This is a genomic window from Streptomyces sp. NPDC045021, from assembly GCF_056432645.1.
The window spans coordinates 95,079-119,086 of the sequence record NZ_JBWKIQ010000020.1; the positions used below are offsets into that span (position 1 = coordinate 95,079).

23 protein-coding genes and 3 pseudogenes are annotated in these 24,008 nt (G+C 68.4%); 13 read left to right on the top strand and 13 right to left on the bottom strand.

Annotated features, from left to right (window positions below):
• Nucleotides 1-21 precede the first annotated feature (21 nt).
• Both AC07DC_RS38475 and AC07DC_RS38480 read left to right on the top strand, forming a co-directional pair.
• Nucleotides 22-693 carry a PRC-barrel domain-containing protein gene (locus tag AC07DC_RS38475; RefSeq protein WP_478919415.1) on the top strand — a complete coding sequence of 224 codons (672 nt, stop codon included), beginning with the start codon at nucleotides 22-24 and terminating at the stop codon, nucleotides 691-693.
• A gap of 945 nt (nucleotides 694-1,638) precedes the next feature.
• On the top strand, nucleotides 1,639-1,911 hold the full coding sequence (locus AC07DC_RS38480; RefSeq protein WP_478919454.1) for an ATP-binding protein: 273 nt from the start codon (nucleotides 1,639-1,641) through the stop codon (nucleotides 1,909-1,911).
• A gap of 27 nt (nucleotides 1,912-1,938) precedes the next feature.
• Here the strand turns inward: AC07DC_RS38480 and AC07DC_RS38485 are convergent.
• Nucleotides 1,939-2,827 (bottom strand): annotated as a pseudogene (locus AC07DC_RS38485) (SigB/SigF/SigG family RNA polymerase sigma factor); the annotation flags it as partial.
• Nucleotides 2,828-3,137: 310 nt separating this feature from the next.
• Between AC07DC_RS38485 and AC07DC_RS38490 the strand changes: the two are divergent.
• Nucleotides 3,138-3,515 carry a DUF2795 domain-containing protein gene (locus tag AC07DC_RS38490; RefSeq protein WP_478919416.1) on the top strand — a complete coding sequence of 126 codons (378 nt, stop codon included), beginning with the start codon at nucleotides 3,138-3,140 and terminating at the stop codon, nucleotides 3,513-3,515.
• A 29-nt stretch (nucleotides 3,516-3,544) separates the two neighbouring features.
• Here the strand turns inward: AC07DC_RS38490 and AC07DC_RS38495 are convergent, their stop codons facing one another.
• On the bottom strand, nucleotides 3,545-4,408 hold the full coding sequence (locus AC07DC_RS38495) for a VOC family protein (RefSeq protein WP_478919418.1): 864 nt from the start codon (nucleotides 4,406-4,408) through the stop codon (nucleotides 3,545-3,547).
• A 229-nt stretch (nucleotides 4,409-4,637) separates the two neighbouring features.
• Here AC07DC_RS38495 and AC07DC_RS38500 point away from each other — a divergent pair.
• The 3 genes and pseudogenes from AC07DC_RS38500 to AC07DC_RS38510 form a co-directional block, all read left to right on the top strand.
• A pseudogene (locus tag AC07DC_RS38500) lies at nucleotides 4,638-4,898 on the top strand (DUF3040 domain-containing protein); the annotation flags it as partial.
• Nucleotides 4,899-5,027: 129 nt separating this feature from the next.
• Nucleotides 5,028-5,414 (top strand): VOC family protein, encoded by a 387-nt coding sequence (locus tag AC07DC_RS38505; protein WP_478919455.1) that lies wholly within the window; start codon nucleotides 5,028-5,030, stop codon nucleotides 5,412-5,414.
• Nucleotides 5,411-5,782 (top strand): hypothetical protein, encoded by a 372-nt coding sequence (locus AC07DC_RS38510; RefSeq protein ID WP_478919419.1) that lies wholly within the window; start codon nucleotides 5,411-5,413, stop codon nucleotides 5,780-5,782. Before AC07DC_RS38505 ends, AC07DC_RS38510 begins: the two co-directional genes overlap by 4 nt.
• Nucleotides 5,783-6,060: 278 nt before the next feature.
• On the opposite strand, the gene AC07DC_RS38515 is transcribed toward AC07DC_RS38510, so the two are convergent.
• The gene (locus tag AC07DC_RS38515) at nucleotides 6,061-7,056 is read right to left on the bottom strand and encodes a zinc-binding alcohol dehydrogenase family protein (protein ID WP_478919457.1); all 996 of its coding nucleotides are present in this window, start codon (nucleotides 7,054-7,056) and stop codon (nucleotides 6,061-6,063) included.
• A gap of 360 nt (nucleotides 7,057-7,416) precedes the next feature.
• Here AC07DC_RS38515 and AC07DC_RS38520 point away from each other — a divergent pair, with 360 nt between their 5' ends.
• On the top strand, nucleotides 7,417-7,557 hold the full coding sequence (locus AC07DC_RS38520) for a hypothetical protein (RefSeq protein WP_478919420.1): 141 nt from the start codon (nucleotides 7,417-7,419) through the stop codon (nucleotides 7,555-7,557).
• 736 nt (nucleotides 7,558-8,293) lie between these two features.
• Here AC07DC_RS38520 and AC07DC_RS38525 read toward each other — a convergent pair.
• A pseudogene (locus AC07DC_RS38525) lies at nucleotides 8,294-9,586 on the bottom strand (glycoside hydrolase family 10-like protein); the annotation flags it as partial.
• A gap of 327 nt (nucleotides 9,587-9,913) precedes the next feature.
• Here AC07DC_RS38525 and AC07DC_RS38530 point away from each other — a divergent pair.
• Nucleotides 9,914-10,789, top strand: a complete 876-nt coding sequence (locus AC07DC_RS38530) for a polysaccharide deacetylase family protein (protein ID WP_478919421.1) — start codon at nucleotides 9,914-9,916, stop codon at nucleotides 10,787-10,789.
• Nucleotides 10,790-10,881: 92 nt separating this feature from the next.
• Here AC07DC_RS38530 and AC07DC_RS38535 read toward each other — a convergent pair whose 3' ends face one another.
• Both AC07DC_RS38535 and AC07DC_RS38540 read right to left on the bottom strand, forming a co-directional pair.
• Entirely contained in the window at nucleotides 10,882-12,492 is a 1,611-nt protein-coding gene (locus AC07DC_RS38535) for a N,N-dimethylformamidase beta subunit family domain-containing protein (protein WP_478919422.1), read from the bottom strand.
• Nucleotides 12,493-13,164: 672 nt separating this feature from the next.
• Nucleotides 13,165-13,563 (bottom strand): VOC family protein, encoded by a 399-nt coding sequence (locus AC07DC_RS38540; protein WP_478919423.1) that lies wholly within the window; start codon nucleotides 13,561-13,563, stop codon nucleotides 13,165-13,167.
• Nucleotides 13,564-14,021: 458 nt separating this feature from the next.
• Here AC07DC_RS38540 and AC07DC_RS38545 point away from each other — a divergent pair, with 458 nt between their 5' ends.
• Nucleotides 14,022-14,108, top strand: a complete 87-nt coding sequence (locus AC07DC_RS38545) for a hypothetical protein (protein WP_478919458.1) — start codon at nucleotides 14,022-14,024, stop codon at nucleotides 14,106-14,108.
• On the opposite strand, the gene AC07DC_RS38550 is transcribed toward AC07DC_RS38545, so the two are convergent.
• Entirely contained in the window at nucleotides 14,072-14,497 is a 426-nt protein-coding gene (locus AC07DC_RS38550; protein ID WP_478919424.1) for a VOC family protein, read from the bottom strand. The two genes, AC07DC_RS38545 and AC07DC_RS38550, sit on opposite strands and share 37 nt — an antisense overlap.
• 257 nt (nucleotides 14,498-14,754) lie before the next feature.
• On the opposite strand from AC07DC_RS38550, the gene thpR reads away from it, so the two are divergent.
• Nucleotides 14,755-15,351, top strand: coding sequence for an RNA 2',3'-cyclic phosphodiesterase (gene thpR, locus AC07DC_RS38555; protein ID WP_478919426.1), 597 nt, complete (start codon nucleotides 14,755-14,757; stop codon nucleotides 15,349-15,351).
• Between the two features lie 560 nt (nucleotides 15,352-15,911).
• Here thpR and AC07DC_RS38560 read toward each other — a convergent pair.
• The gene (locus AC07DC_RS38560; protein ID WP_478919427.1) at nucleotides 15,912-18,506 is read right to left on the bottom strand and encodes an MDR family MFS transporter; all 2,595 of its coding nucleotides are present in this window, start codon (nucleotides 18,504-18,506) and stop codon (nucleotides 15,912-15,914) included.
• A 325-nt stretch (nucleotides 18,507-18,831) separates the two neighbouring features.
• Between AC07DC_RS38560 and AC07DC_RS38565 the strand changes: the two genes are divergently transcribed.
• A complete protein-coding gene (locus AC07DC_RS38565) occupies nucleotides 18,832-19,500 on the top strand; it encodes a Type 1 glutamine amidotransferase-like domain-containing protein (RefSeq protein WP_478919429.1) in 669 nt (222 codons plus the stop codon).
• Between the two features lie 186 nt (nucleotides 19,501-19,686).
• On the top strand, nucleotides 19,687-20,250 hold the full coding sequence (locus tag AC07DC_RS38570; RefSeq protein ID WP_478919430.1) for a DinB family protein: 564 nt from the start codon (nucleotides 19,687-19,689) through the stop codon (nucleotides 20,248-20,250).
• A 91-nt stretch (nucleotides 20,251-20,341) separates the two neighbouring features.
• Here AC07DC_RS38570 and AC07DC_RS38575 read toward each other — a convergent pair whose 3' ends face one another.
• The 5 genes from AC07DC_RS38575 to AC07DC_RS38595 form a co-directional block, all read right to left on the bottom strand.
• Nucleotides 20,342-20,503 (bottom strand): hypothetical protein, encoded by a 162-nt coding sequence (locus AC07DC_RS38575; protein ID WP_478919431.1) that lies wholly within the window; start codon nucleotides 20,501-20,503, stop codon nucleotides 20,342-20,344.
• Nucleotides 20,504-20,603: 100 nt separating this feature from the next.
• Nucleotides 20,604-21,371 carry an isocitrate lyase/PEP mutase family protein gene (locus AC07DC_RS38580; RefSeq protein ID WP_478919433.1) on the bottom strand — a complete coding sequence of 256 codons (768 nt, stop codon included), beginning with the start codon at nucleotides 21,369-21,371 and terminating at the stop codon, nucleotides 20,604-20,606.
• 7 nt (nucleotides 21,372-21,378) lie between these two features.
• Entirely contained in the window at nucleotides 21,379-22,191 is an 813-nt protein-coding gene (locus AC07DC_RS38585) for an SDR family NAD(P)-dependent oxidoreductase (RefSeq protein ID WP_478919435.1), read from the bottom strand.
• Between the two features lie 30 nt (nucleotides 22,192-22,221).
• Nucleotides 22,222-22,560 carry an ArsR/SmtB family transcription factor gene (locus AC07DC_RS38590; protein WP_478919436.1) on the bottom strand — a complete coding sequence of 113 codons (339 nt, stop codon included), beginning with the start codon at nucleotides 22,558-22,560 and terminating at the stop codon, nucleotides 22,222-22,224.
• A complete protein-coding gene (locus AC07DC_RS38595) occupies nucleotides 22,557-23,006 on the bottom strand; it encodes an SRPBCC family protein (protein ID WP_478919438.1) in 450 nt (149 codons plus the stop codon). The genes AC07DC_RS38590 and AC07DC_RS38595 overlap by 4 nt, the downstream gene beginning before the upstream one ends.
• 346 nt (nucleotides 23,007-23,352) lie before the next feature.
• Between AC07DC_RS38595 and AC07DC_RS38600 the strand changes: the two genes are divergently transcribed.
• On the top strand, nucleotides 23,353-23,913 hold the full coding sequence (locus AC07DC_RS38600; RefSeq protein ID WP_478919439.1) for a GNAT family N-acetyltransferase: 561 nt from the start codon (nucleotides 23,353-23,355) through the stop codon (nucleotides 23,911-23,913).
• The last annotated feature ends 95 nt before the right edge of the window (nucleotides 23,914-24,008 follow it).

Consider the following 24,008-nt stretch of genomic DNA (forward strand, 5'->3'; position numbering starts at 1 on the left):
GAGCGCGCGGTGGGAGCTTCCATGAGTGACGCGACGCAATACGCCATCGGTGCCGAGGTCCACTGCCGCGAGGGGCTGTGCGGACATCTGAACCGGGTGGTGATCGATCCGGTGGCGCGGACCCTCACTCACCTCGTGGTCGAACCCACGGATGGGTACGACTCCAAGCGGCTGGTGCCGATCGAGTTGGCCGAGGCCGCGAGCGACGGGCAGGACATCCGTCTGCACTGCGGCGAGGCCGACTTCCAGGAGTTCGAACCGGCGGAAGTGACCGAGTTTCTGTCCGCCGACAAGGACCAGCTGGGCTACACGCCGGAGCAGATGATCGCCTGGCCCTACTACGGGCTGGGCATGGGCGTGATCGGCATGGGCTCGCCCGGCTTCATCCCCGCGCCCGGCACCAAGCCCCGCACCACGACCTACGACAGGGTCCCCAAAGGCGAGGTACAGATCCGCCGCGGGCAACCGGTCGAAGCGCCGGACGGTGATGTCGGGAAGGTCAAGGGGCTGGTCATCGACCCGCAGGATCACGGCGTGACACACGTCCTGCTCGAAGAAGGACACCTCTGGGGCAAGAAGGTCGTCGCCATACCGATCCGCGCGGTGACGCACGTTGGCGGCGGCATCCGGGTCGAGCTGACCAAGAAGGAGCTCAACGACCTGCCGCCGGTGGACTTCGACGAACACGGCTGACAAACACGCCTGCCGACCGGCCCGACGTGCGCTTCGCACTGCGTGGCGCAGCCTGGACGGCTGGGAGCGGGAGAGCGGGAGAGCGGATCATCGTGCCGTCGATCATGATGTAGGACGTCCACCACAGTGACAGCCCATTCCGCCGCGTCTGGATCAACGAGGTGAACGTCGGCAAGGCGTACTCCGTCTGTTTGCGTTTGTCCGTTTGCGGGCGGCGTTCCTGAGCAGGCGCTCGGCAGGAGAGATCTCCTGGAGTAGTGGAACCATCTCCGGAAGCCTCCTCCGGAAGGAGCCCGTCATGGCCGGAGCACCTCGTCGAGTGAGCAACCCTCCGCACGATCCGGTCCCGCCCAACCCGACGCCCGCGCCGCCGCCGGGCGGCCCGCGGCCGGGTCCCGTGCCTGGTCCCCTGCCCGGGCCAGGGCCGGATCCCGTGCCGCCGGCTCCGCCCCGGCCCGAGCCGGATCCTCCGCCGCCGCGCCCCTCCCCGAACCCGCACCCCAAGCCGGGCCCGGTACCGGGGCCGATCCCTGCCCCGGAGCCCGTCACCTGACTCGACCCGTACGTGGGAGCCCCGCGCCCGCGGCCTCCTGCGCGAGCATTCCGGGCGAGCCGCCCACGCGTGAGGAGGTTTCGTCCTGCGGGCCCGTCCCACGCCGTCCCACCACGCGTGAATCGTCGTATTCCGGGCATGCGCCCCGACGAGAAGGGCCGTCCCCTCATCGTGATGAGGACAGCAGATCGTCCACCGGGCTGGAGGAGGTCGTGGGTGACGCCCGACCGTCGCAGGGGCAGACGCGTCGGCTCGTTCTGCAGGGAACCGACGGCGTCGTGCGCCGCTGCCGCGGTTTCTGCCGGGAGGCCCTGGCGGACTGGCAATGGATTCCCCCCGCGGACGCCCGGGACAGGGAGCAGCAGGCCGTCGTCGACGATGCTCTGCTCCTGGTGTCCGAGATCGTCACCAATGCCTGCCTGCATGCTGACGGACCTCGGGAGATCGTGCTGACGTGTACCGGCGACCGGCTGCGGATCGAGGTCACAGATGACAGCCCGGTGCACCCCGGGCCCCGGCCGACCGGAGCGGCTGAACCCGGCGGCTACGGCCTGATCGTTCTGAAGTGGCTCGCCCGGAGGTGGGGGTCCGTATCTCGGGAGCGCGGGAAGACGGTGTGGGTGGAGATGGCGTTGCCGCGCGGTCGGCGGCGACCCGGGCGGTAGCCGGTTCCACCGCACCAGCGAGCGGGCTGTCCGCGAGGAGGGCTTCGCGCAGCGCCGTCGTGATGCGTGTCAGCAGACGCGACACATGCATCTGGGAGACGCCCAGCCGCGCGCCGATCTCGATCTGCGTCAGCTCCTCCACGAACCGCAGGGAAAGGATCATGCGGTCACGTTCGGAAAGAGCCGCGACCAGCGGCTTCAGCGACACCAGGCACTCCACCGTGTAAAAGGCCTGATCCTCCTCGCCCAGGCACCGCTGCGCCGGGGCAGGGTCCGGGTCCGGGTCGTCGTCGAAGGTCGCGTCGAGCGAACGGGCGCTGTAGCCGTTCGCCGCCCGCCGTCCTTCCAGCAGCTCCGCCTCGTCCACGTCCAGGTGGTCGGCCAGCTCGGCCGTCGTCGGCGCTCGTCCCAACTGCTGCTCCAGCTCGTCGGACGCCCTGGCGATGTCGATCCGCAGTTCCTGAAGCCGGCGCGGCACCCGCACCGCCCACCCCGAGTCGCGGAAGAAACGCTTGATCTCGCCGCAGATCGTCGGGAGGGCGAAGGACGAGAACTCCACCTCTCGCGTGACGTCGAAGCGGTTGATGGCCTTGATCAGGCCGATCGTGCCCACCTGGAGGATGTCCTCCATCGACTGCGTCCGATGGGCGAACCGGGACGCGGCGTACTTCACCAGCGTGAGATTGAGTTCGACCAGGGTGTTACGCACGTACGCATACTCCGGGGTGCCCTCTTCCAGCGACGACAGCCGATGGAACAGGGCCGCGGAGAGGGCTCGCGCGTCCGAGGTCCGGAGGGACCGTGGGTCCGGGATCTCGGGGAGGCCTGACGGTACCGGCGGGCGCGCGACGCGCTCGGCCGAGGCGGCGAGCGCGGCCGAGGCAGCAGGATCACGGGTTCTGGCTCGGCCGGACATGACGCTCCTTCGACGCTGCTGGAGGTCGTACGAGCTTCCTGGAGATGAAGTTTACGGGCGCCTTTCCTGGTGATCAGATTACCTGAATGGGCTAGTTTGACGCTATATCGTGCGCCGAGCCGGCACCTGCTGCGCGTCCCCCGCCGAGCTGCGCGGGCACGTGTCACGGCGGGCAGACGGGGTACACACATCCCCACGTTGTACAAGGTCCAGAGCGTTGTACAAGGGCCAGAGCGTTGTACAAGGGCCAGAGCGTTGTACAAGGGCCAGAACGTTTTCGAAGGTCTAGTCGAAGGTCTAGGAGGAAACCATGCAGCGAGGCAGCGACCGCCTCAGCGTCCACAAGGACGAGGAGATGAAGCACGAACTGCGGGGCCTGCTCCGTTCAGGACACCCCACCCGGGTCGAGGAATGGCACGACCCCGAACCCGTCGCGGACGACGATCCGGCCCTCGCGTCGGGCCCGGTCGCCTCGCCCGGATCGCTCGCACCCGAGGACCAGCTGGGCTTCGAACTCGCCCGCCATCTGGGCCGTAGGGCCTTCCCCGCAGCGCGCGGCGACCTGCTGCGTGTCCTGAACGGCCGGCACGCCCCTGATCGTCTGATCGAGATGGTGAGCGAGCTGCCCCCGCAGGAGACGTACCGGAATGTGCACGAGGTCGTCGGCTCTCTGTCCCGGCAGGCATAGCCGCGAGCCTTTCTCCCGCCTCGGTTGCGTCAGTCGCGGTCTTCACGGGTGCTGACGGTGAACATCGCGCCTTCGGCGTCGCGCAGCGTCGCCTCCGGGTCACGGGTGGTGCCGCGCAGCGCCAGCACCGCGCCGCCGTGACGGAGCGCCACCGCGACAGTGGATTCCACGTCGTCGACGGGGAAATGAACGTGCCAGCGGGGCTGGAGCATCGATTCCGGCAGTGTCTCGTGCGCTGCCCCCGGCACGGCCTCCGGCGGGCCTGAGCTGAGGCGGGCGACGACATGGCCCGCGTGGCGCAGTACGACGTCGTCCTCCTCGTAGGCGACCTGGCAGCAGCCCGGGCGTTCGGAGGCCCAGTCGAGGACCTCGCCGTAGAAGATCGCGGCGTCGAAGGCATTGCGGGTCCGCAGGCGCAGCCAGGCGGGTGCGTCCTTGCGCCAGGTCAACCAGTCGGGGATGAGATCCCCCTCCCAGATGCCGAAGACGGCGCCGTCACGGTCCGCCGCCACGGCGCCGCGACCCACGGAGAAGCTGAGCGGCCCCACCGCGACGGTGGCGCTGCGCTCCCGGATGCGCGCCGCGGTCTCGTCCACATCGGCCACCGCGAAGTACGGCGTCCAGCCGATCGGGGCCCGCAGGTCGGAGTCGAGTACGCCGACACCGGCCACCGGTACACCGTCGGAGAGCGCGAGGCTGAACCCGGTTCCCAGGGCGGTCGGCCGGAACCGCCATCCCAGGACCGCACCGTAGAAGGCTTGCGCGTCCGACAGGTCACGCGCCATCAGGGTGATCCAGCACGGGGCTCCGACGACCTCATGGCTCGACGTCACGGCCGTGACCGCGCCTGTGACCATGCCTTTCACCGCTGCCGATGCTGTTTCCTCGGTCATTTCACCCAGCGTCCCGCTCGAAGGTCGGAGGTCAGCGGTGGGCGTTCCAGGTCACCGACCGCCGGGCACACCGTGCCGTTCCCCCACCGTCATCCTCCGCCCGGACGGCCGCGTCTGCGAACCGGCCGCGATTCTGCTGTCTGACTCCGTAATCAGCGGGTACTAGCGATGGTGCCACTCGTTGGAGTGCGTCCATTCGACGCCGTGCAGCCGTGAGGAGGCGGTGGGCATGGACGGAGCCGGGCTTTCGGAATACGAACGGCGGATCCTGACCGAGATCGAGCAGGTCGCACGCCAGAACGACGCTGCCCTGGATCTCAAACTCCGGACGATGCGATCCCATCCCGAGCCCCTGCACCTGCTCAGGGCGGGTCCGCGCAAGCGGCTCCGGCTCCTGGTCGGATGCGCCCTGACGGGAGTCTCCACGGGTCTGCTCGTGGCGGCGGTGTGGACCTCCGCACCGGTGCTCGTCTGGGCCCTCGCCGTGGCGTGGGCCCTGACGCTGCTGTGGGCGCTGCTCTCCGCCCTCGTCTGGTCGCGCCCGGTTGTTTCCCGCTCGGGGGAACAGCCGCCCCTGCCGCCCCCGCCGTCCGAGCACCAACGCTCGCATCCGCCCGCCATGGGCCTCGCGACCAACTGTCTCGTCGTCGTGGACTGCCCGGACCCGCGCACCCTCGCCGCGTTCTACGCCGGGGTGCTCGGAGGTGAGGTCGAGCAGGGCGGCGACGGCCGGTGTCACCTCCACGCCCCCGGCGGCCACCTGATCACCTTCCAGGGCGCGCCCGACCTCAAGCCGCCGCGCCGGCCTCCGGCCGCGGACAAATCCCAGCAGCTCCACCTGGACTTCACAGTCCCGGATCTGGATGCCGCGCAGGCCGGAGTGCTCGCCATCGGCGCCACCCCGCTCGATCTCGACGACAACGGGGGCCTCCGAGGCTTCCGCGTCTACGCCGATCCCGCCGGCCATCCGTTCCGCCTCTGCCGCGAAGGGAAAGGATCACCGTGAACATCGCACAGCGGCATACGACCCCGGTCGTGGTGACGCTCACCAACTGCTCGAAGGAGGACGCCAACGCCGTCTTCCAAGCGCTGCGGCAGTCGTACAACTGCGACCGCGCGGACGACGAGGCGCCGCAGTACACCCCCTACCCGCACACCGTGTGGACCTCGACCTTCGAGGTGGCACCCGAACGTGCTCCGGTCGGTCCCGTGCAGCTCTCGGCTGCCGTCGAGGCCGGTCTGCAGGGCGGCTACTGGGCGGTGGACCGGATGCTGGAGACGCTGGCCGCCGAGTTCGACATCCAGCGGCAGAGCACCGCCGCCGGCGACCAGGAGAAAGACGTCCAGTTGCGTCTGATGAGCGCGACCCGGTGATCCCGCCGGGCCGCGCCGGACCGCACCCAGCCGGATCGTGCCGCGCCAGGCGGCACCGGAGTTCGGCGCGGTTCCGCAGGGGCAGGCGGAGTCCGTTCGCCACGCACATGTCCGCCGTGCCCATGCGCACCCGAGGCGATCATGAGCCGATCCCGTGTCGTTGCCGTCGGAACCGGATTCGCCGGCTTCCGGGCCGCCCGTAGCCTCGCCAGGACCGCACGGAAGTGACCGGCGCGGCGCCACCCGGTCGTCGCGTCTTCGATGGCAACGCCTCGTCGTCAGTCGGGCATGCGGAGAACGGCCACTCCGTTGATCCGGTCCGCGGCAAGGTCGTCCAGTGCTCGGTCCGCGTCCGCGAAGTCGTACGCGGCCAGGGTGGCGTGGAGATGCCGGTCGGCCGCGAGGGAGAGGAACTCCCGGCCGTCCTGGCGGGTGTTGGCGGTGACGCTGCGGATGGTGCGTTCGCGGAAGAGGTGGCGCTGGTATTGCAGCGGCGGGATCTCGGAGAGGTGGATCCCGGCGATGCTGAGGGTGCCACCGGCGTCCAGTGCCTCCAGCGCCACGGGGACCAGGTCGCCCGCCGGCGCGAAGAGGATGGCCGCGTCCAGCGGCTCGGGCGGGCCGGCGGCGGCGGCGCCGGCCGACGCGGCTCCGAGGTCCAGGGCGAGCGCCTGAGCGGCCGGGGACCGAGTGAGCACATGGACGACGGCACCCAGGCCGATGGCGAGCTGCGCGGTGAGATGGGCGGACGCGCCGAAGCCATAGATGCCGAGACGGCCGCCGGGAGGAAGGTCGGCGCGGCACAGGGCCCGGTAGCCGATGATCCCGGCGCACAGCAGCGGCGCGATTTCCTCGTCGGAGTACCCGGTGGGCAGGTCGTAGGCGTAGGCCGCGGGCACGGTGGCGTACTGGGCATAGCCGCCGTGTGCGTCCCAGCCGGTGTAGACGGAGTCCGGGCAGAGGTTCTCCTGCCCACGGGCGCAGTACCGGCACATTCCGCAGGTCCGGCGCAGCCAGGGAATCCCCACACGCGTCCCAGCCGCAGGAGCGATCACCCCGGCGCCGGTCGCGACCACCTCGCCGACGGCCTGGTGTCCCGGCACGGTCCGCTCCTGGTGCGGAGGGAGATCACCGTCGCGGACATGGAGATCCGTGCGGCACACCCCGCACGCGTGAACTCGCACCAGCAGCTCGTCCGGCGCGGGCTCCGGAACGGGCAGCTCGACGCAGCGCACACTCCCGGGGCGGCCGGCCTCCGCCACCCAGGCCCGCATCACCGCAGGTATCCCCACACGCATCCGCGCCGCCTCCCCGTCTCTGGGGTGTGCACCTTCGTCACCATCTACGAGGTTCACTTCCAGCTTAGAAGTCATCTCATGTGGTGAGGAGGCGCGCGAAAATCGCGTCCGCAGATGTCGTGCCCGGCCATGGGTGAACTGATCTTGATCAGGCCCGGCCAGACCGAAAGGAGCCTGTCGGGGCGGCCCGCCGGCCGCACCGCCATTCCACTGCAGAATGGCAGAAGGTGACTGTCGGCCCTCACGGGTTCTCTGTTCGGCAGCGGTTTCCAGAAGCTGGCGGGCGGAGGCACCGAGATCGGCAACACCTCGCGCAGCACGACGCTGGACAAGTACGTGTACACCAGCGCTTCGGCACCGACCGTCGACGGCAACGGCTTCCCCACCAAGGTCCGCACACTGACCGCGGACCTCACGGGCGGTCACAACGTGACCGTCCCGGGCAACTCCGTCACCGTGTTCACCAACGCGTCCTGAACCCACACGACCGCCGCCGGCCGGATGTCGTCCATCCCCTGGGACAGGACTGCGTCACGGGCCTTGGCCAGGGCCGGTGCTGTTGTGACGGGTGTGGCGGCGAGCGCGCCAGGGACACGTTCTACGACGACATCCCGGCGAACTGGTCGTCGAACACCGTGCCACTCCGCCGGGCCGAGGCAGACGGCCGACTTCCCGCCGACGGCGAACGCGGTCCACCACCACGCCAAGGCCAGCCTCCCGGAGGCGGTGGCATCGATGCGGTCCAGGGCATCGCTCAGGTGCTCCAGCAGGTCTTGGGCGCGGTCTGTGAGGTGGTTTCGATGAGTTCACCGAGCGCGGTGATGTGGGCCTGCCCGAGGTCCCCGTCACCTCCCCGCCGGTGGTGTCGGGGTCGGCGTTCTGAGCGGCGGCCTGGTGATCAGCCGGGGGCCCGAACCGCGTGACTCGGCGGGCTCTCCCGGCCTACCCGGTCCACTGCGGTCACCGCGTAGAACGCCGTGCCCTCGCCTGGGACCGGGTAATGGCCTTCGGGACCCGGGACGAGAGCGACAAGGTGAGCCTGGTCGGGGTATGGCTCGAGTCCGGGGTAGGTGTCGTAACGGTAGACGGCGTGCTGGAACGCTGGATGGTCCTCCCGGCCGTGGAAGATCAGCCGGGGTCCGTTCCGTGCGTCGTGGACCAGGCGGGCGACCGGGCGGGCGGGGGCTGGTGCGGTGGCCAGTCGTGGCAGTAGGGGCACGAGGGCCGGCCGCTTCCAGTGTTCGGCTGCCATCCGGGCGATGGCGCCGATCCGGTCCACGCTCAGGTCCCGGACGCTGAAGAGGATGTTGCCGCCGATCTGCGGGAGCGTGGCGTTCAGTGTCAGGTGTCGGGACAACTCCTCGGGGTCCTGCCATGGGCCTGGCCGTTCCGGTGCCCCCGCTCTGGACACCGCCTGGCCGATCCATAGTTGGGTCGAGGTGCCTTCGGCCTGGGCGGCCCACCACGTTGCCAGCGTGCGGTAGTCGGCGATTTCGAAGCCGATGGGCCAGTACAGCTGCGGGGCGATGTAGTCGACCCATCCGTTGCGGACCCAAGCGCGGGAGTCCATGAACAGCGCATCGTAGGAGGCCAGGGCGTTGGTGGCGGACCCGGCCGGATCTCGGCCGACGTTGCGCCACACACCGAACGGGCTGACCCCGAAGGCCGCTTCGGGGCGGGCCGCACGCACCAAGTCGCGCATCTCCTGGATCAGTAGATCGATGTTGTGCCGGCGCCAGGTTCCCCGGTCGGTGAAGCCGGCCCCGTATACGGCAAATGTCGCGTCATCCGGGAGCTTCTGATCGTCGTCCGGGTAAGGGTAGAAATAGTCGTCGAAGTGGACGCCGTCGATGTCGTAGCGCGTTACGGCGTCCATCATGGCTTGTTGGACAAACTGGCGGACCGCCGGAATCCCGGGGTCGTAGTAGCGCAATCCCCGGTAAGCAAATGTCCAGTCCGGGTGAATTCGGGCCGGGTGCCCGGCCGCCAGCTTGCTGACGTCGGGCTGCATTGCCACCCGGTAGGGGTTGAACCAGGCGTGGAAGGCCAGGCCCTGCTCGTGGGAGGCGCGGACCATGAAGGCCAGCGGATCCCAGCCCGGATCCTTGCCCTGGGTTCCCGTCAGCCATTGCGACCACGGTTCATAGGGTGACGGCCAGAACGCGTCGGCTGCGGGGCGGACCTGCACGAAGACCGCGTTCAAGTTCAGGGCCCTGGCGCGGTCCAGATGGCTGAGGAAAGCCGCGCGCAGGCGGTCCGCGGACAGCCCTCGCGACGGCGGCCAGTCAGTGTTGTTCACCGAGGTGATCCAGACGCCGCGAAGCTCACGCTTCGGGAAATCCACGCCCATCGATGCTGCTGATCCGATGCCTGGGGCACCCCCACGAGACCGGATGGCCGAGACGGGCCACAGTGCGCCGACGGCCGTCGCGCCGAGCGCAGCGATACCGGCCAGAAATCCTCGCCGCCCAGCGCGGGCAGAAGAATGGTCGGAATCCCATGCCATGGACCGGTCCTCCTTTGTCGAACGGAAACGGAACGGGCCCTGAGGGACGGCAGGCAGCCCAGAATGCCGCGCGCCCCCGCTGCGCGGCGTCTCGACACACCAGCCAGCCCGAAGTGGCGGTTACCTCATATCCATCAGGACTTGGTCCATCAGGGTGAGGTCCATCAGGGTGAGGAATACGACGGGCCATCCCTGCGCCTATGCCCACGCGTCACTAAGACTCGGGAGCGGCTAGGAAGACCAGGAACCGACACGCCATCAATCAAGTTCCTTATCCAGGTGTTTCGGCTGATGCTACTTCCCTGTTCCCAGGAATTGAGGAAGCCCTTGAGAATCGGTGATCGCACACTCCGAAGGACCGGCGAAGCCCTTGGAGCAGCCACCCTGCTCATGTGCGTGGTGGCCGGTCTGTACGCAACGGTCGAGGGCAAGGACCGTGCGGTGGTGGCCGCCCCGTCCACCACTCCGCCAGCCGATCAAGGCGCGGACACCACACCCGGGCGCCACGGCCCCGATGGCAGCACCCCGGCGGCCTTCCGCCGCTGGGGCATCCCGGCGCTACCGGCTGCCCCGCCCGCACCGGCGGTCAAACCGGTCCGCGCCGGCGGGAGCCCGATCCCGGTGATCAGCGAAGTACCCACCACCCAAAAGATCGTCTTCGTCACCTTCGACGACGGCGCCGAAAAGGATCCGAAGTTCGTCGCCATGATGAGGGACCTCAAAGTGCCCTTCACGATGTTCCTCACCGACGACATCATCCGCAGCAACTACGCGTACTTCGCCAGGCTGCGCGATCTTGGCAATCCGATCGAGAACCACACGCTCAGTCACCCCCACCTGCCCACCCTTGCCCTGGCCGCCCAACGGCACGAGATCTGTGGCCAGCAGGTCCGGCTCGCCTCCCGGTACCGCCGCGCGCCGCGCCTGTTGCGGCCGCCCTACGGCAGCTGGGACGAGCCCACCCGTACCGCGGCCTCCTCCTGCGGGATCCAGGCCATGATCCTGTGGCGCGAGACCATGCAGATCAACGGAATGCGCTACCAGCACAGCGACCACAAACTGCACCCCGGCGACATCATCCTGGCTCACTTCCGCGGCCCGAAGGAGCTCAAAGGCACCTCGATGACCACCATGACCGCCAACATGCTGCGCCAGATCTCCAATCAAGGGTTCGCCGTCGCCCGGCTGGAGGACTACGTGTGACCGCTGTCCCAGGCGCGCGGGAAAGCGTCCGGCGCGCCGTGGCCCGGCCCGCCTGCTGAACCTCCCGCACACGGGGCACGGCCGCTGGGGCGTCAGCCGGTGTTGTAGACGGCGGCGACGTTGTCGAGCGCAGGCGTGGCCCTGCCCGCCGGGCCGGTCGCGAACGCCCGCAGCACGTTCTGCGTGACGGTGCGCGTGTATGCGCCTGCGGCGGCGTTCAGGCCGTGGTTGCCCTTGCCACCCGGTCCCGCGGCGTTCAATGCCTCGACCCAGCGCATCGTGCCGGACGCGAAGACCCCAGCGCCGCCGGGCACGGAGTAGTACGCGGTATCGGAGAAACTGGGCCGGCCTTCGCAGACCACTGGGGAGTGGGCGAGGATCTCCAGGGGGCGAGGCGTGGGCCAGCTGGTGTTCACCCGGTCGAATTCGACGCCGACAAGATGGGGGAAGCTGTCACCGTGCTTGGCTCCGGTGCCGGCGAGGAGCCAATGGCCGGGGTTGGTCACGACGTAGGGGGCGTCCACCGGATAGCCGTCGTAGATCACGCCGAGCAGTGAGCTCTCCGGGTCGGCGCCCGGCCCGGCACGGAAGTCGGTGGTCGCTGAACCGCCCGCACGGTACCCGGGGTCCAGCGGGTAGTCCTGCTTGTAGCAGGCGACAACCCGGTCGATGCCCAGGCTGGACGAGCCGAACCGGACGCGGCGGAAACAGCAGTTCGCCCCCAGAATGGCAAGGTTCACCCCCGAGTCCCGCGCTGCCGTCACGTGCTTGCGCTGCTCGTCGGACCAGTATTCGTCGTGGCCAGGCGAGACCATGGCGGTGGCGCCGCGCAACAGGTGAGGTTCACGGGCAACATCGACGCCGGTGGCGTAGGCCAGCGGGATGCCGAGGCGCTCGGCGAGGGCGATCAGCGGGGCCTCGTACACCAGGAACAGTCCGGCGCCGTCGTCGTACTGGTACGGACGGTCGAACGTGACTTCCAGCGACCGGGTGGCCCGGCCGCCGGTCGGGCCGTTGTAGAGGTTATGGCCACCCCACAGGTTGTACGCCTGCCAGGTCGCCACCGCATTGACCAGCACGGTCCTTCCGGCGGTGGAGCGTGAGCGCAGCGTGATCGGGACATAGCGCTGCCCGATCCCGCCCTGCGCATCCAGGCGCAACAGATAGCTGCCCTCGGGCCAGCCCGTGGTGTCGACGGTGGTGGTGCGCGCCCAAGCGGTGCGCACCATGCGGTTTCCGGTGTCGACGGTGGCGGCGGACTGTTGATGGCCAGGCAGGAGGGCCGAGCGCCAGAGCAACCGAGCACCGGCGCCGCCGTACCAACCCATCCGGTATGCCGAGACGGTGAATCCGGCCGCGACGGTCGAAACGTGCAGTCCGAACCGCTCACCCGCCAACACACTGACTCGATCGGCGAAGCCCTCCACCGCATCCTGGGCCCCGGCTCGGGTGATGGCCCAGTCCGCGTTTCCCCGTCTGCTGTTCTCGACCGTCGTATTCAATGGATCGGCACTGGACTCGATTGCCGCCGGCCCGGCCACTTTGGACACTGCCCCGGAACCTGCAACGACCCGGGCTTCCGTGGGAACGTCAGCGCTGCCCAACCCCGCCACCGCCAACGCGCCGGCGGCCAGTCCAAGGAAGCGCCGCCGATCGGCACCCGGCTCCATCCCTGCATCCCCATGAGTCGTCCGGTCAGCCATCCGCTCTCCGTCTCACAGCGCCTGTATCTCCCGTCTGAAGCCCATCGTCGGGCCCCACCTGCTGACTGGCCATCAGGCGCGCAGCAGAAATGAAGATCCCGAGCCACTGCTCCGATTTCAAGTCCGGCAAGGCGACCGGGCGGATCGTCTGGGGCTGCCAACCTGCTCATCAACGACGCGCAGGGCGGTTGCGCGGTTCGGGCGCGGCAGGAGGAATGGTCGGGAGCGGAGTAGTCCTGGCGTCAGGGCGGTGGTCGCATTCTGGGTGCGGCGGGTGCCGGTCTGGGGGCTTCGGCCAGCGTCGCCGGAGTGTGCGGGGAGTTGGGCGAGGCGACATAGTCGCCAGATCAGGACGTCGTTCACGGTTGTCGACGGTGGTGAGTTCGCGCAGGTCGATGGCCTTCTGCAGCAGGGCCTGGGGGTCGTGGCCTGCCTGTTCGGCCTGGGCCAGCGTGGCGGCGAGTGCGTTGGCGTTCTTACCGCTGGGCCGGCCGGTAACCGGCCGATGACACCGCGGGCGCCACGGTCCCTGCTCCCTCGCGGTCGTGACCGGCGCCGCATCCCGGCTCTGGCCGCGGCGGCCGCCATGGCCGTCACTGTCGCGCTGGGCATCGGCGCACCTCTCGCCGAGGCCTACGGCGACTCCCCCGCTCCACGAGGAGGGTCGGACTGTCACTCGGGCAGGTTCAGCTGCCAGGAGACACCGAAGCGGTCGTTCACCCAGCCGAACTTGGCGCTGAAGCCGTACGAGCCCAGCGGCATGAGCTCCGTGCCCTGGTCGGCGAGGGCAGCGTAGAGGCGGTCGAGCTCGGCCTCGGTGTCACAGTCGACGAACAGCGACATCGCCGGGGTGAATCCGAATTCGTGCTTGACGTAGCTGTCGATACACATGAACCGCTGTCCGGCGAGCGAGAACGTGGCGCGCTGGACTGTGCCCGCCTCACCGGGGCCGTCAGCTCCGTAGCGGGAGATGCCGACGACCCCTGCGTCCTCGAACAGCGACGTGTAGAAGGTCATCGCCTCCTCCGCCCTGCCTTCGAACATGAGGAAAGTGGTGATCTTCTGCGGCATCGAGGCCATGGTGCTGCCCTCCGGTAAATGGCGTTAGCCCTTTGAGGACGAGGCTAGGACCTACCGCCGACGCCGGCGCCACGGACACACCACCGGGCCGTCTCCGACCAGCGGTCCCCCCACGATCACCAACGATTCTGGACCGCCCACGGCCCACCGGAACACGCCCACCCAACGGCGTCACCGACTCCCAGCGTTCCCCTGATGTCGCAGGCCCGCTGGGGCAGCTGGACATCTCACCGAACTGAAGAGTCAAGCTTGTCAGCCTTGGTGTGCAGGTTGCGCGTGTGGTCATGTACGGAGAGCCGGGGGCGGTCACGTGGGTGGAGTCCCTGGACAGTCCCTGGAAGGGCCGCTCATCGTGATCCCTGAAGCCGTGCTGGAGGCGTGGACGGGTTCCACCGGGAACGACGGACGGCACTGACGACTACGGCAGAGCCTGCGCCGTTGAGGGTCATATCGGCCTGGTCCCGGTCGGATCAGCCGAGGTCTTGGTCATGGGGGAAGCTCAGGCACGTTCTTCGTCGTGGAGCGAGGGGGCGTAGGAGATGCCGACGATCAAGCCATCGTCCGTGAGAAGCCGGGTCACCGTCTGTCCCCACGGCTCGGTACGAGCTGGGTGCAGCAGGTCGAAGCCCGCGCGCTCGAGCTCGTCTCCGGCCGCTGTGACAGCGTCTGCGTCCTCGACCTCGAACTCGATCGATGCCTGGGGGACCACCCGGTCGGCAGGCCACGCCGGCGTGCCAAAGCACGCCTCGGCTGCCTGCGAGAGCGGCCACACACCGAAGTGCTTGCTGCCTGCGATGCTCCCGCTGGAGTAGTAGCCGTCGTCTTCGCCCTCCAGCGGGAGGCCCAGAGTGTCCATAAAGAGTCTGCGGCTCTGCGGCGGGTCAGCGACGACGACCGCCGTACTCGTGATGAAGAGAACGTTCATGTGACGCAGCCTATGAGCCGCAGTTCCCAGGAGGCGGAAACACCAGCAGCTCGGACGTGTCCTGGTCCCACAGCGGTTGCACTGCACGTAGGGAGGCGACTGCCCGCAGGTAGCCGGCGTGGGAGGCGGTCGTTCTTGCCGTGTCGGCGCCCGACGTACCGCTTTTTCCCCGAGGCGCGAGCGTTCAGCAGGTCCGGTGCTGCGTCCAGCGCCCAGGAGGTGCCCGGGAGGTGCCCGGGTGCGGTACGAAGTCTGGTGTGACCGAAGAGACTCAGCCCGCGACCGTTCGCGTGTTCATCGCCCTCGCCCCGCCCGACCACGCGAAAGAAGAACTGGCCCGGGCGCTGCGCCCCGCCTATGACACACACCCTGACATGCGGTGGAACCGCGTGGAGGACTGGCACATCACCCTGGCCTTCCTCGGGGAGCTACCGGCCGAGACAGTTCCGCTCCTGCGTCCTCCTCTCGCCCACCTCGCAGCAGCCCACCGACCGCTGCGTCTGGCACTACGCGGCAGTGGAAACTTCGACGACCGGGTGCTGTGGAGCGGAATCGACGGAGACCTCGATGAACTGCACCTGCTCGCCGCCGATGTGCGGACCGCCGTCAAGAACTGCGGTGTCGCCTTCGAGGATCGACCCCTGCTCCCCCATCTGACGTTGGCCCGTGCCCGCCGAAGAGATCGATCCTCGGTCGGAGAAATCGCCGAAGGGTTCGCCGGATTCACCGGCTGCCGATGGCCTGCCGAACGTCTGCACCTGGTCGGCAGCAACGTCGGCCGTAGCCACGGACCGATCCACTACCGCGACATCGAGGCTTGGGACCTCGGCAACGGGAACTCCACTGGATCTTGAACGAACCAACGACAACAACCTTGGACCACGAGCCGCCGCCATTCGCCCCAGCCCCGCGCTGCCGAAGGGACGTGCGGGGTCAGCGGCGGCCACCTGGCCGCAAAGAGGGTGCGGCCGACCGCGGGGGGCCGTGGCCGAATCGAGCCCGTGGTTCGCCGTGGTTCACGATCCCGACGGCAATCGGGTCACGCTGATCGAAAACCCGGTCTCCTAGAGCGGCCACCCGCCTTTCGCTGATGTCCGAGGTCCGACGCGGAAGGCGTGACGGCGGAGCCGGTCAAACCTGAACCCTCGGTGGGTGGGAGGCCGTTCCCGTCTGCACAGCACTGATGACAAGGGTGGCCTGCAGCCCGATACGTCGAGCCCGCCACCTCGACAAATGGTCGGCTGCGACGTCAACCCATCTCGCCTGTCCCTTGATCATGGCGCTGTACGCGGCCTCACCCATGTGGGAGAGAATCATGCTGCCATCTGCCCCTACTCGACATACGGCATGCGTCCTGGGCGCGCGGCCTGCAGGTCGGTTACGACCTGAAGGCCGCTCACGCAGCACTCACGCGTCATGAAGGTCCGAGGCGTCCGCCCTGGCCGTACAGAGGTGTCGGCCCGGTCGCGGGGCCGGTGGACGGAAGCATCAGGCCTGCGACCAGTCCCGCGAGCAGCAGGATGCCGGCCGCCCACCAGAGGGTGGAGGCGTATCCGCTCACGGTCGCTTCGGCGAGCGGCTTCCACAGTGCCGGCGGAAGCCCCCGCACACTGATGGCGTGCCCACTCCGGGCAAGCTCATCAAGGCCCGGCGGCCCGTTCAGATCATGCATGCGGGCGGCGATGGCCGGGCCGAGGATGCTGCCGAACACCACCATGCCGATCAAACCCCCCAGCTGCTGAGCGCTGCTCACGGACGCCGAGGTCACACCGGAGTCCTGCGGGGCAATGCCGTCCGTCGCAGTGGCGAAGAGCGGCATCAAGGCGATGCCTGTGCCGAGGCCGGTGAGGAGCAGGCTCGGCAGCACCTGGGCTGTGTAGGTGCCGTCGAGCGTGAGGCGCGTCAGGAGCAGCACACCGAGGGCCACCAGTGCCAGGCCCGGCACGATCAGATTGCGGGGTGCGACGCGGTGCAGCAGGCGGGCGGAGATCTGGGTGGAGCCGATGACCACCGCGGCCACCGCGGGCAGGAACGCCTCCCCGGTCCTGAGCGGGTCGTAACGGAACACGTCCGTGAGGTAGACGGTCTGGGTCAGGAGCAGCGCGGAAAGGCCCATGCCGGCCAAGAGCATGGTGAGGAAGGCGCCGAGGCGACCTCGGTCCTTGAAGACGTACGGCGGCAGAAGTGGGCTCGACGCACTGGCCTGCCACCCCACGAAGGCCGCGATCAGCAGGACGCCACCCAACAGCAGGGCCACGGTCCGGAGGTCGGTCCAGCCCCAGGTACCAGCCTTGTGGAAACCGAAGGTGAGGGCGCCGAACCCGCCGGTGCCGAGCACGGTGCCGAGCAGGTCCAGGCGCGCCGCAGTGCGGCCCGCACGGTCGTGCACCAAGGTGGCCGCACCGATCACGGCGACCACGGCGATCAGGACGTTGGTGTACAGGCACAGGCGCCAGTCCAGTCTCATGACCAGCCAACCGCCCGCGAGCAGGCCGATCGCCGAGCCGCCACCTGCGATCACACCGAAGACCCCGAAGGCCCTGCCGCGCTCCTTCGGATCGGTGAAAGAGGTGGCCAGCAGGGACAGCGCCGCAGGCCACAGCAGCGCGGCGAAGACACCCTGCAGCGCCATGGCGCAGATCATCATGCTGCCGCCTGGGGCCGCGCCCCCGAGCGCGGAGGCCACCGCGAAGCCGACCAGGCTGATGATCAGCGCCCGTTTGCGGCCCATGAGATCCGCGATGCCCCCGCCGAGCAGGAGCAGACCGCCGAAGGTGAGGGGATAGGCGAAGAACACCCACCCCAGGTCGTCGACGGAAATGTGCAGGTCAGCTTGGAGGGACGGCGTAATGACCGTCAGGTACGACGCGTTGATCAGTACCAGCAACTGCGCCAGAGTGATGACCAGCAGGCCCCACCAGCGTCGGGGATGCGGGCCGTGGACGTCGGCCGGGACAGGAGGCGCGGGCCAGGCGCCGGGGTACGGGCCGGGCGGTGGGCCGAAGCCCGGCGCGGGACGGAAGTCCGCCGGCGCCGTCGGTGAGTACGCGGGCAGTGGGGGCAGCGGCTGGGCGGGGAGGGGGGCCGGGGCCGGCGAAGCGGTCCGCGTCGCCGGGGCGTAGTCCAACAACTGTGCCGCATGCCGACCGAGTTGGGCCAGCACCGGGCCAGGCAGCCACTCGCCGTCCCCGTTCGCCGCTGTCTGCGCGGCGATCTGCTGCAGGGTGGGCCGCTGGGCCGGGTCCTTGTGCAGACATGCGCGCACGAGGTCAACCAGCGTTTCCGGCACGCCGGTCAGGTCCGCCTCCTCCTCGGCGATCCGGAAGAGGTGAGCATTGAGACCGGTGTCCGTGGCGCCGAAGAGGAGGCGCCCGGTGGCGGCGTAGACGAGGACGGCGCCCAGGCAGAAGACGTCACTGGCGGGGGTGAGTTCAAGGCCGCGCACCTGCTCCGGCGACATGAACCCCGGGGAGCCGATCAGCATGCCGGTGCGGGTGTGCAGGCTGTCTCCGGCCAGGCTGTCCATCGCCCGAGCGATACCGAAATCGATGACGCGCGGACCGTCGACGGTGACGAGGACGTTGGACGGCTTCAGGTCTCGGTGGATCAGGCCCACCTCGTGCACAGCCTGCAAAGCGAGAGCGAGGCGGTTGGCGAGGGTGTGGACCGAATGCTCGGGCAGCGATCCGAAGTCCTTGGCGACCACGCTGTGCAGGTCGGGCCCCGGAATGTACTGCGTCGCCACCCAGGGCACGTCGGCCTCGGTATCGGCGTCGAGTACGGCCGCCGTCCAGGCCCCGCCCACCCGTCGGGCGGCTGCCACCTCACGCGCGAACCGCTTCCGGAATTCGGGGTGCTGGGCGTGCTCGGCCTGCACCACCTTCACGGCTACGGTCCGTCCGGCCTCCGAGCGGCCCAGGTAGACCAGGCCCATACCACCCGCGCCCAGGCGGGCGATCAGGCGGTACGGTCCTATGTAGGTCGGGTCTTCGGTGATCAACTGGTCCACCGCAGCAAGATACTTGAGGAGCCCGGAGCCCGGTGTCTGATCCCGGAGTCCGGTGCAGAAGTCCCTTATGCGAAGCGCGAAGCCGGTGTCTCGATCCACATTCCTCTCGGGCCGCCAAACCACCCCCAAGCTCGCGTCGGACACGCGATTCGCAATGCCGGGGCGCCGTCCACGCGGCGTTGTCCGAGCCCAGACGACTGGTGAAGAGGCAGCGTTCCGGTCAGTGCACCGTGATTGACTCGTCTGCCGAAGAACGCTAGGGCGTTCGAAGGCTTCCCCGGCTCGCCGTGGCCGGTCCCGGCTCTCCATGGACAAGGAAGGCGCGATGAAGCTTCTCCTCACCTCCGGCGGCGTCAGTAACCAGAGCATTCGTGACGCCCTCGTCGACATGCTGGGCAAACCCATCGCCGAGTCCACCGCCCTGTGCATCCCCACCGCGATGTACGGCATGCTGCCCGGGACCGCGGTCATGACGTGGCGGCAGATCGCCGGGCAGACGTCCACGCCCATGGTCGAGCTGGGATGGAAGTCCGTAGGAATGCTGGAGCTGACTGCGCTGCCCAGTATCGACGAGGAGAGCTGGGTCCCCTTGGTCCAGGCGACCGATGCCCTGCTCGTGTGCGGCGGCGACGTTCTGTATCTGCACCACTGGATGCGTGAGTCCGGCCTGGCGGATCTGCTTTCGTCGCTGAGCGAGACGGTCTATGTGGGACTGAGCGCCGGCAGCATGGTGATGGCCCCGCACGTCGGCGAGGAGTTCGTGGGCTGGAAGCCGGCCGCCGGCGGCGACAGCGCGCTGGGCATGGTCGATTTCTCGATCTTCCCGCATTTGGACAACGTAATGTGCCCGGACAACACCATGGCCGACGCCGAGAAGTGGGCCGCGCGCGTGCCAGTGCCGGGGTACGCGGTCGACGACGACACTGCCATCAAGGTGGTGGACGGTGCCATCGAGGTCGTCTCCGAGGGGCACTGGAAGCTCTTCGAGCGCTAGAGCGCGGCAAAGGGGGGCATACCCAGTCATTGAGTCTTCGCCATCTTCGAACCTGCGGGTCGCAGGCTCTGGCGTGGCGCTCGCTCGGGATACTCATGCTGATCTCGGGCGGCTCTCGCGGCCCACGGCCGGCGACGGCGTCCGCGAGGGTCGCAGCCAGGTTTCCGTTGTATGTAGTGTGCGGAAATGACAAGAAGCGCGCGAATCGCGGACCAGCTGGACTGGTACTGGCACAAAAACCTGCGGCCGCGGCTGCACGGTCTTACCGATGAGGAGTACTTCTGGGAGCCGGTGCGCGGCTGCTGGAGCATCCGCGCACGTGGCACGTCGGCGGCACCGATGTCGGCAGGTTCGGGGGAATGGACGATGGACTCCGCGTCCCCTGACCCGGTGCCGGCGCCGGTGACCACGATTGCCTGGCGGCTGGCGCACATCATCGTCTCGTGCCTGGGCTATCGGGTCGGATGGTACTTCGGCGGCGAGGACGTCGACTCCCAGACATTCGCCTACGCGGGGACCGCTGACGAGGCGCTAAAACAGCTCGATGAGATGTATGGGAGATGGAACGCGGGGGTTCGCGAACTCTCGGACGCCGACCTGGAGAATCCGCCCACGGTGGGTCCCGAGCGGTTTCCCATGGAGAACAGGGTCCTGCACGTCAACAGGGAGCTGATCCATCACGGCGCCGAGATTTCCCTGCTGCGCGACCTCTACCGCTGGCAGGACGGAGCCGTACCGCGCCGAATCTGACTTTCCGGTAACCGGCGATCGAGCTTCGGAAGCGCCACTGGAGCCAGGTGCATGAACAGTTGTCAAGAGTTGTGGATCGGGTGATGTGTGATCAGGCCGCGGTGGCCTCGTCCATGCGTTCGACCAGGGCGCCGTTGTCGAACCTCGCGCCTGAGCGGACCACCGCGACCAGATGCACCCCGATGATTGCCCGCCGGCGTTCCTGGGCGAACTCGACCAGCTGGATCATCATCGCTACTTCGGGGTCGTCCAATGCGACGTTGAGAATGAGTGTGCGTCGCCGGCGCGTACCGGGCGCAGGTCGACGAAGTCCCCGTGGAGCATCGGCTTGTGGGAGAAGTCGAGCTGGTCCGTCACGTCCGCGTCTCGAAGAGTGGCTGGAGATCGGTGCGCAGGTGGTCGAGTGCGCTGCGGTACAGCTGGGGCCCCATGGAGACCCGGGCCACACCGATTGCACGAAGCTCGTCCAGCGAGCCGCGTTTCAGCGGGAGACGAAGACCAGCGTTCACCGGCGCGCCGACCTCGGCGACGATCGCCCGGAGGTCGTCCGGCCCGGCTCCGGGAGGGAACACACAATCAGCGCCGGCCGACCAGTACGCCTCAGCCCGGCTGATCGCATCGGCACGCTTCTGATTCTCGGCCAGAGGCGAGGTGGGGAAGAAGGAGTCGATCCGCGCATTGATGACCAGCGGGACCCCGATACGGTCGGCGGCTGCGCGCATCCGCGCAATGTAGGTGGCACGGACATCGACGTCGATCAGGCCGCCGTTGGCATGAGCGCTGTCCTCGATGTTGCAGCCGACGACTCCGATCCCACTGAGCAATTCGACCAGCTCCTCCGGCGCCATCCCGTAGCCGGCCTCGGCGTCCACGGTGACCGGCACGTCGACAGAGGCAGCGATGCGTCGGGCGACGAACATCATCTCCTTGCTCGGGGCACCCTCACCGTCGTCGTAGCCCAGAGCGGCGGCGATCGCGTTGCTCGCGGTCGCGACCACCGGGAAGCCTGCATCGACGACGGCGCGGGCGCTGCCGACGTCCCAGGCGTTCGGCAGCACCAGCGGAGCGCCCGGCATGTGCAGGGAACGAAGCAGCTTGGCCTTTTCGGCTTGATCGGTCATAGCGGCCTCAGTCGACAAGTGCGCCGGCGGACAGATTGGCGATTGTCCCGGTCATGGCTCCGGCTCGATCCGAAGCCAGGAACGCGGCCGTCTCTGCGACTTCAGAGAGCGTGGGAAGTCTCTTGAGAAGCGTCCCCTGCGCCATCCCCCCGCCTTCGAGCAATTCCTGGACCGACTGCCCGGCCGCTGCCGCGGACTGCTTGAAGAGGTCCTTGGTGTAGGAACCCGCTGCCGGCGCATCGACGACAGCGTGTGGACGGATGCAGATCACCCGGATGTTGCTGGGTGCCAGCTCCGCGGCCAGAACCCGCGAGAAGGCCTCCTTGCCGGCCGCGCTCACGCTGTGCCCCAAGATGCCGCCTACAGCCAGTTTGGACCCCGGCTCGGACAGGGTCAGGATGACGCCGGGACGCTCGCGACCCATGTGCCGTGCCACGGCCTTGCTGGTGATGAACAGCGTCCGCAGAAAGCCATCGATCGGCCGCATGAACTCCTCCAGCGAGAGGTCCGCCAGCAAAGTCCCCTGGTCGTGCAGGACACTCACGGCATTGACGGCGATGTCGATGCTGCCGGCCGTCGTCGCGATCGCATCGGCGTGCTTTTCGACCGCCTGTTGATCGAGAACGTCAACTTGCGCGGTCTCGACCGTTCCGCCCGTGGCGGCGATATCACGCGCCACGGCGTCGAGCTTCTCCTGCGTCCGCCCGGCGATGAAGACCCTCGCGCCTTCCCGGGCGAATACCCGTGCGATTGCGCCGCCGATAGCTCCTCCGCCTCCATAGATCACAGCGTTCTTGTCGCCAAGCAGCAAGCCAGTCATAGTGCCCTCCTAAGGTGATGATTCTTCCGGTCAGTCGCGTTTCTGACGCTGGATCTGTTCCGCGATGCGCTTGATGCGGTTCAGCCGCGCATCCCAGTTCTTGCCGACTTCATTCAGTTGCCGGACGGCGCGGGCGAGCTGCGCCTCGTCAACTTCGTAGCGCCGCTCGCGGCCCATCGGTGTCGCGCGCACGAGGCCTGCGCGATCGAGGACGCCCAGGTGCTTGGTGACCGCTTGGCGCGAGATCGGGAGACGATCGCTCAGGCTGGTCGGCGTACCGACTCCTTCCGCGAGCAGCAGGTCGAGCAGACGGCGCCTGGTCGGGTCGCCGATCGCCGACCAGAGTTCGTCGTCGACGGCGACGGTCATTGCGCCGCCACCGAAGGGGCGTACTTCTGCAGCCTGGGCAGGAACATGTCCCAGCCGCGCTCGTGGTCGTGGAAGGCCTCTTCGAGCACAGCGGCTTCCCAGCCCTTCTCCCGCCAGCCGCTCTCAGTCAGGCGCAGAATCGTGCCGTCGCCGGAAGGCTCGAGCTCGAAGGTGACCAGGAGAGAGTTGTCTGCCTCGGGCAGCTGACCGTCAGGAGTAATCCAGCGGAACGAGAACTTGCGGGGCCGATCCACGTCGACCACCGTGATCGTTTCAACCCCGGCGCGGTCGCCCCACACCAGTTCGCCGACCGCGCCTGGCGCAGGCTCGAACGATGCGTCGTCGGACCACCACATCTTGATGTGCTCGGGACGACTCACCACATCGAACACAATCTCGGGCGCCGCGTCGATGCGGATCTCGCGCTCCAGCTTTCCGAACTCCACTTTGGACCTCCAATACGCAACCATCAGTTGCGTATGACTGTAGTCGCCGCACCAGAGATCCGCAACCTTATGTTGCGCAATGACCGTGAGGTCGACGCGGGGAAGCCTCTGACCAGGCGACGGCGACCTTCGATCGACAGAGTCGGACCACATGGGAGTGCTGACGGGCCGCCCGGCGATCTGCTCGATGCGCGTGCTCGGCGGAGACGGCGAGGCTGATGCGCCGCCCCAGGGCCCGGGCTGCCCTCGAAGGCCTCATGCCCAGGCGGCATGAACCGCCGTCCCTTCACCGGCCCGCTACGAATACTCGGTGGTGGCCCCGGCTGCCGGCGGTGAAGATCGCGGCATGGACATCTTCCTGGAGACCGAACGGCTCGTGCTGCGCGCGTTCACCGAGGCCGACGCCGACCACCTGCTCGCGCTGGACAGCGACCCCGACGTCATGCGCTTCATCAACGGCGGTCGGCCGACGAGCCGCGAGGCGATCCAGGCGCGGACATTGCCCAGGCTCCTTCACGTCTACCCGTGCATCGGGGCCCGCGGCTACTGGGCGGCGGAGGAGAATCCCACCGGGGTCCTCCTCGGCTGGTTCGAATTCCGCCCCCTGGACGACCACAGCCCCGCCGTGGTCGAACTCGGCTACCGGCTGAACAAGGCCGCGTGGGGCAGCGGATATGCCACGGAGGGATCACGAGCCTTGATCCGCAAGGGGTTCACGGACCTCGGAGTGGAGCGGGTGACCGCGAACACCATGACGGTCAACGCGGGATCTCGACATGTGATGGAGAAGGCGGGCCTGTCGTTCATCCGGACCTTCTCCGGGGACTGGCCGGAGGCGATCGAGGGATCCGAGCACGGCGAGGTCGAGTACGAACTCACCCGAACCGAGTGGGAGCAACATCCCTAGGCATCAGCTGTACAGCTGGAGGTCCAGCGGTTCCCCTCGCTGACCGGCAGCGTTGTCCTCAGGCGATCCACAACCCCTGACCATTACTCACAACA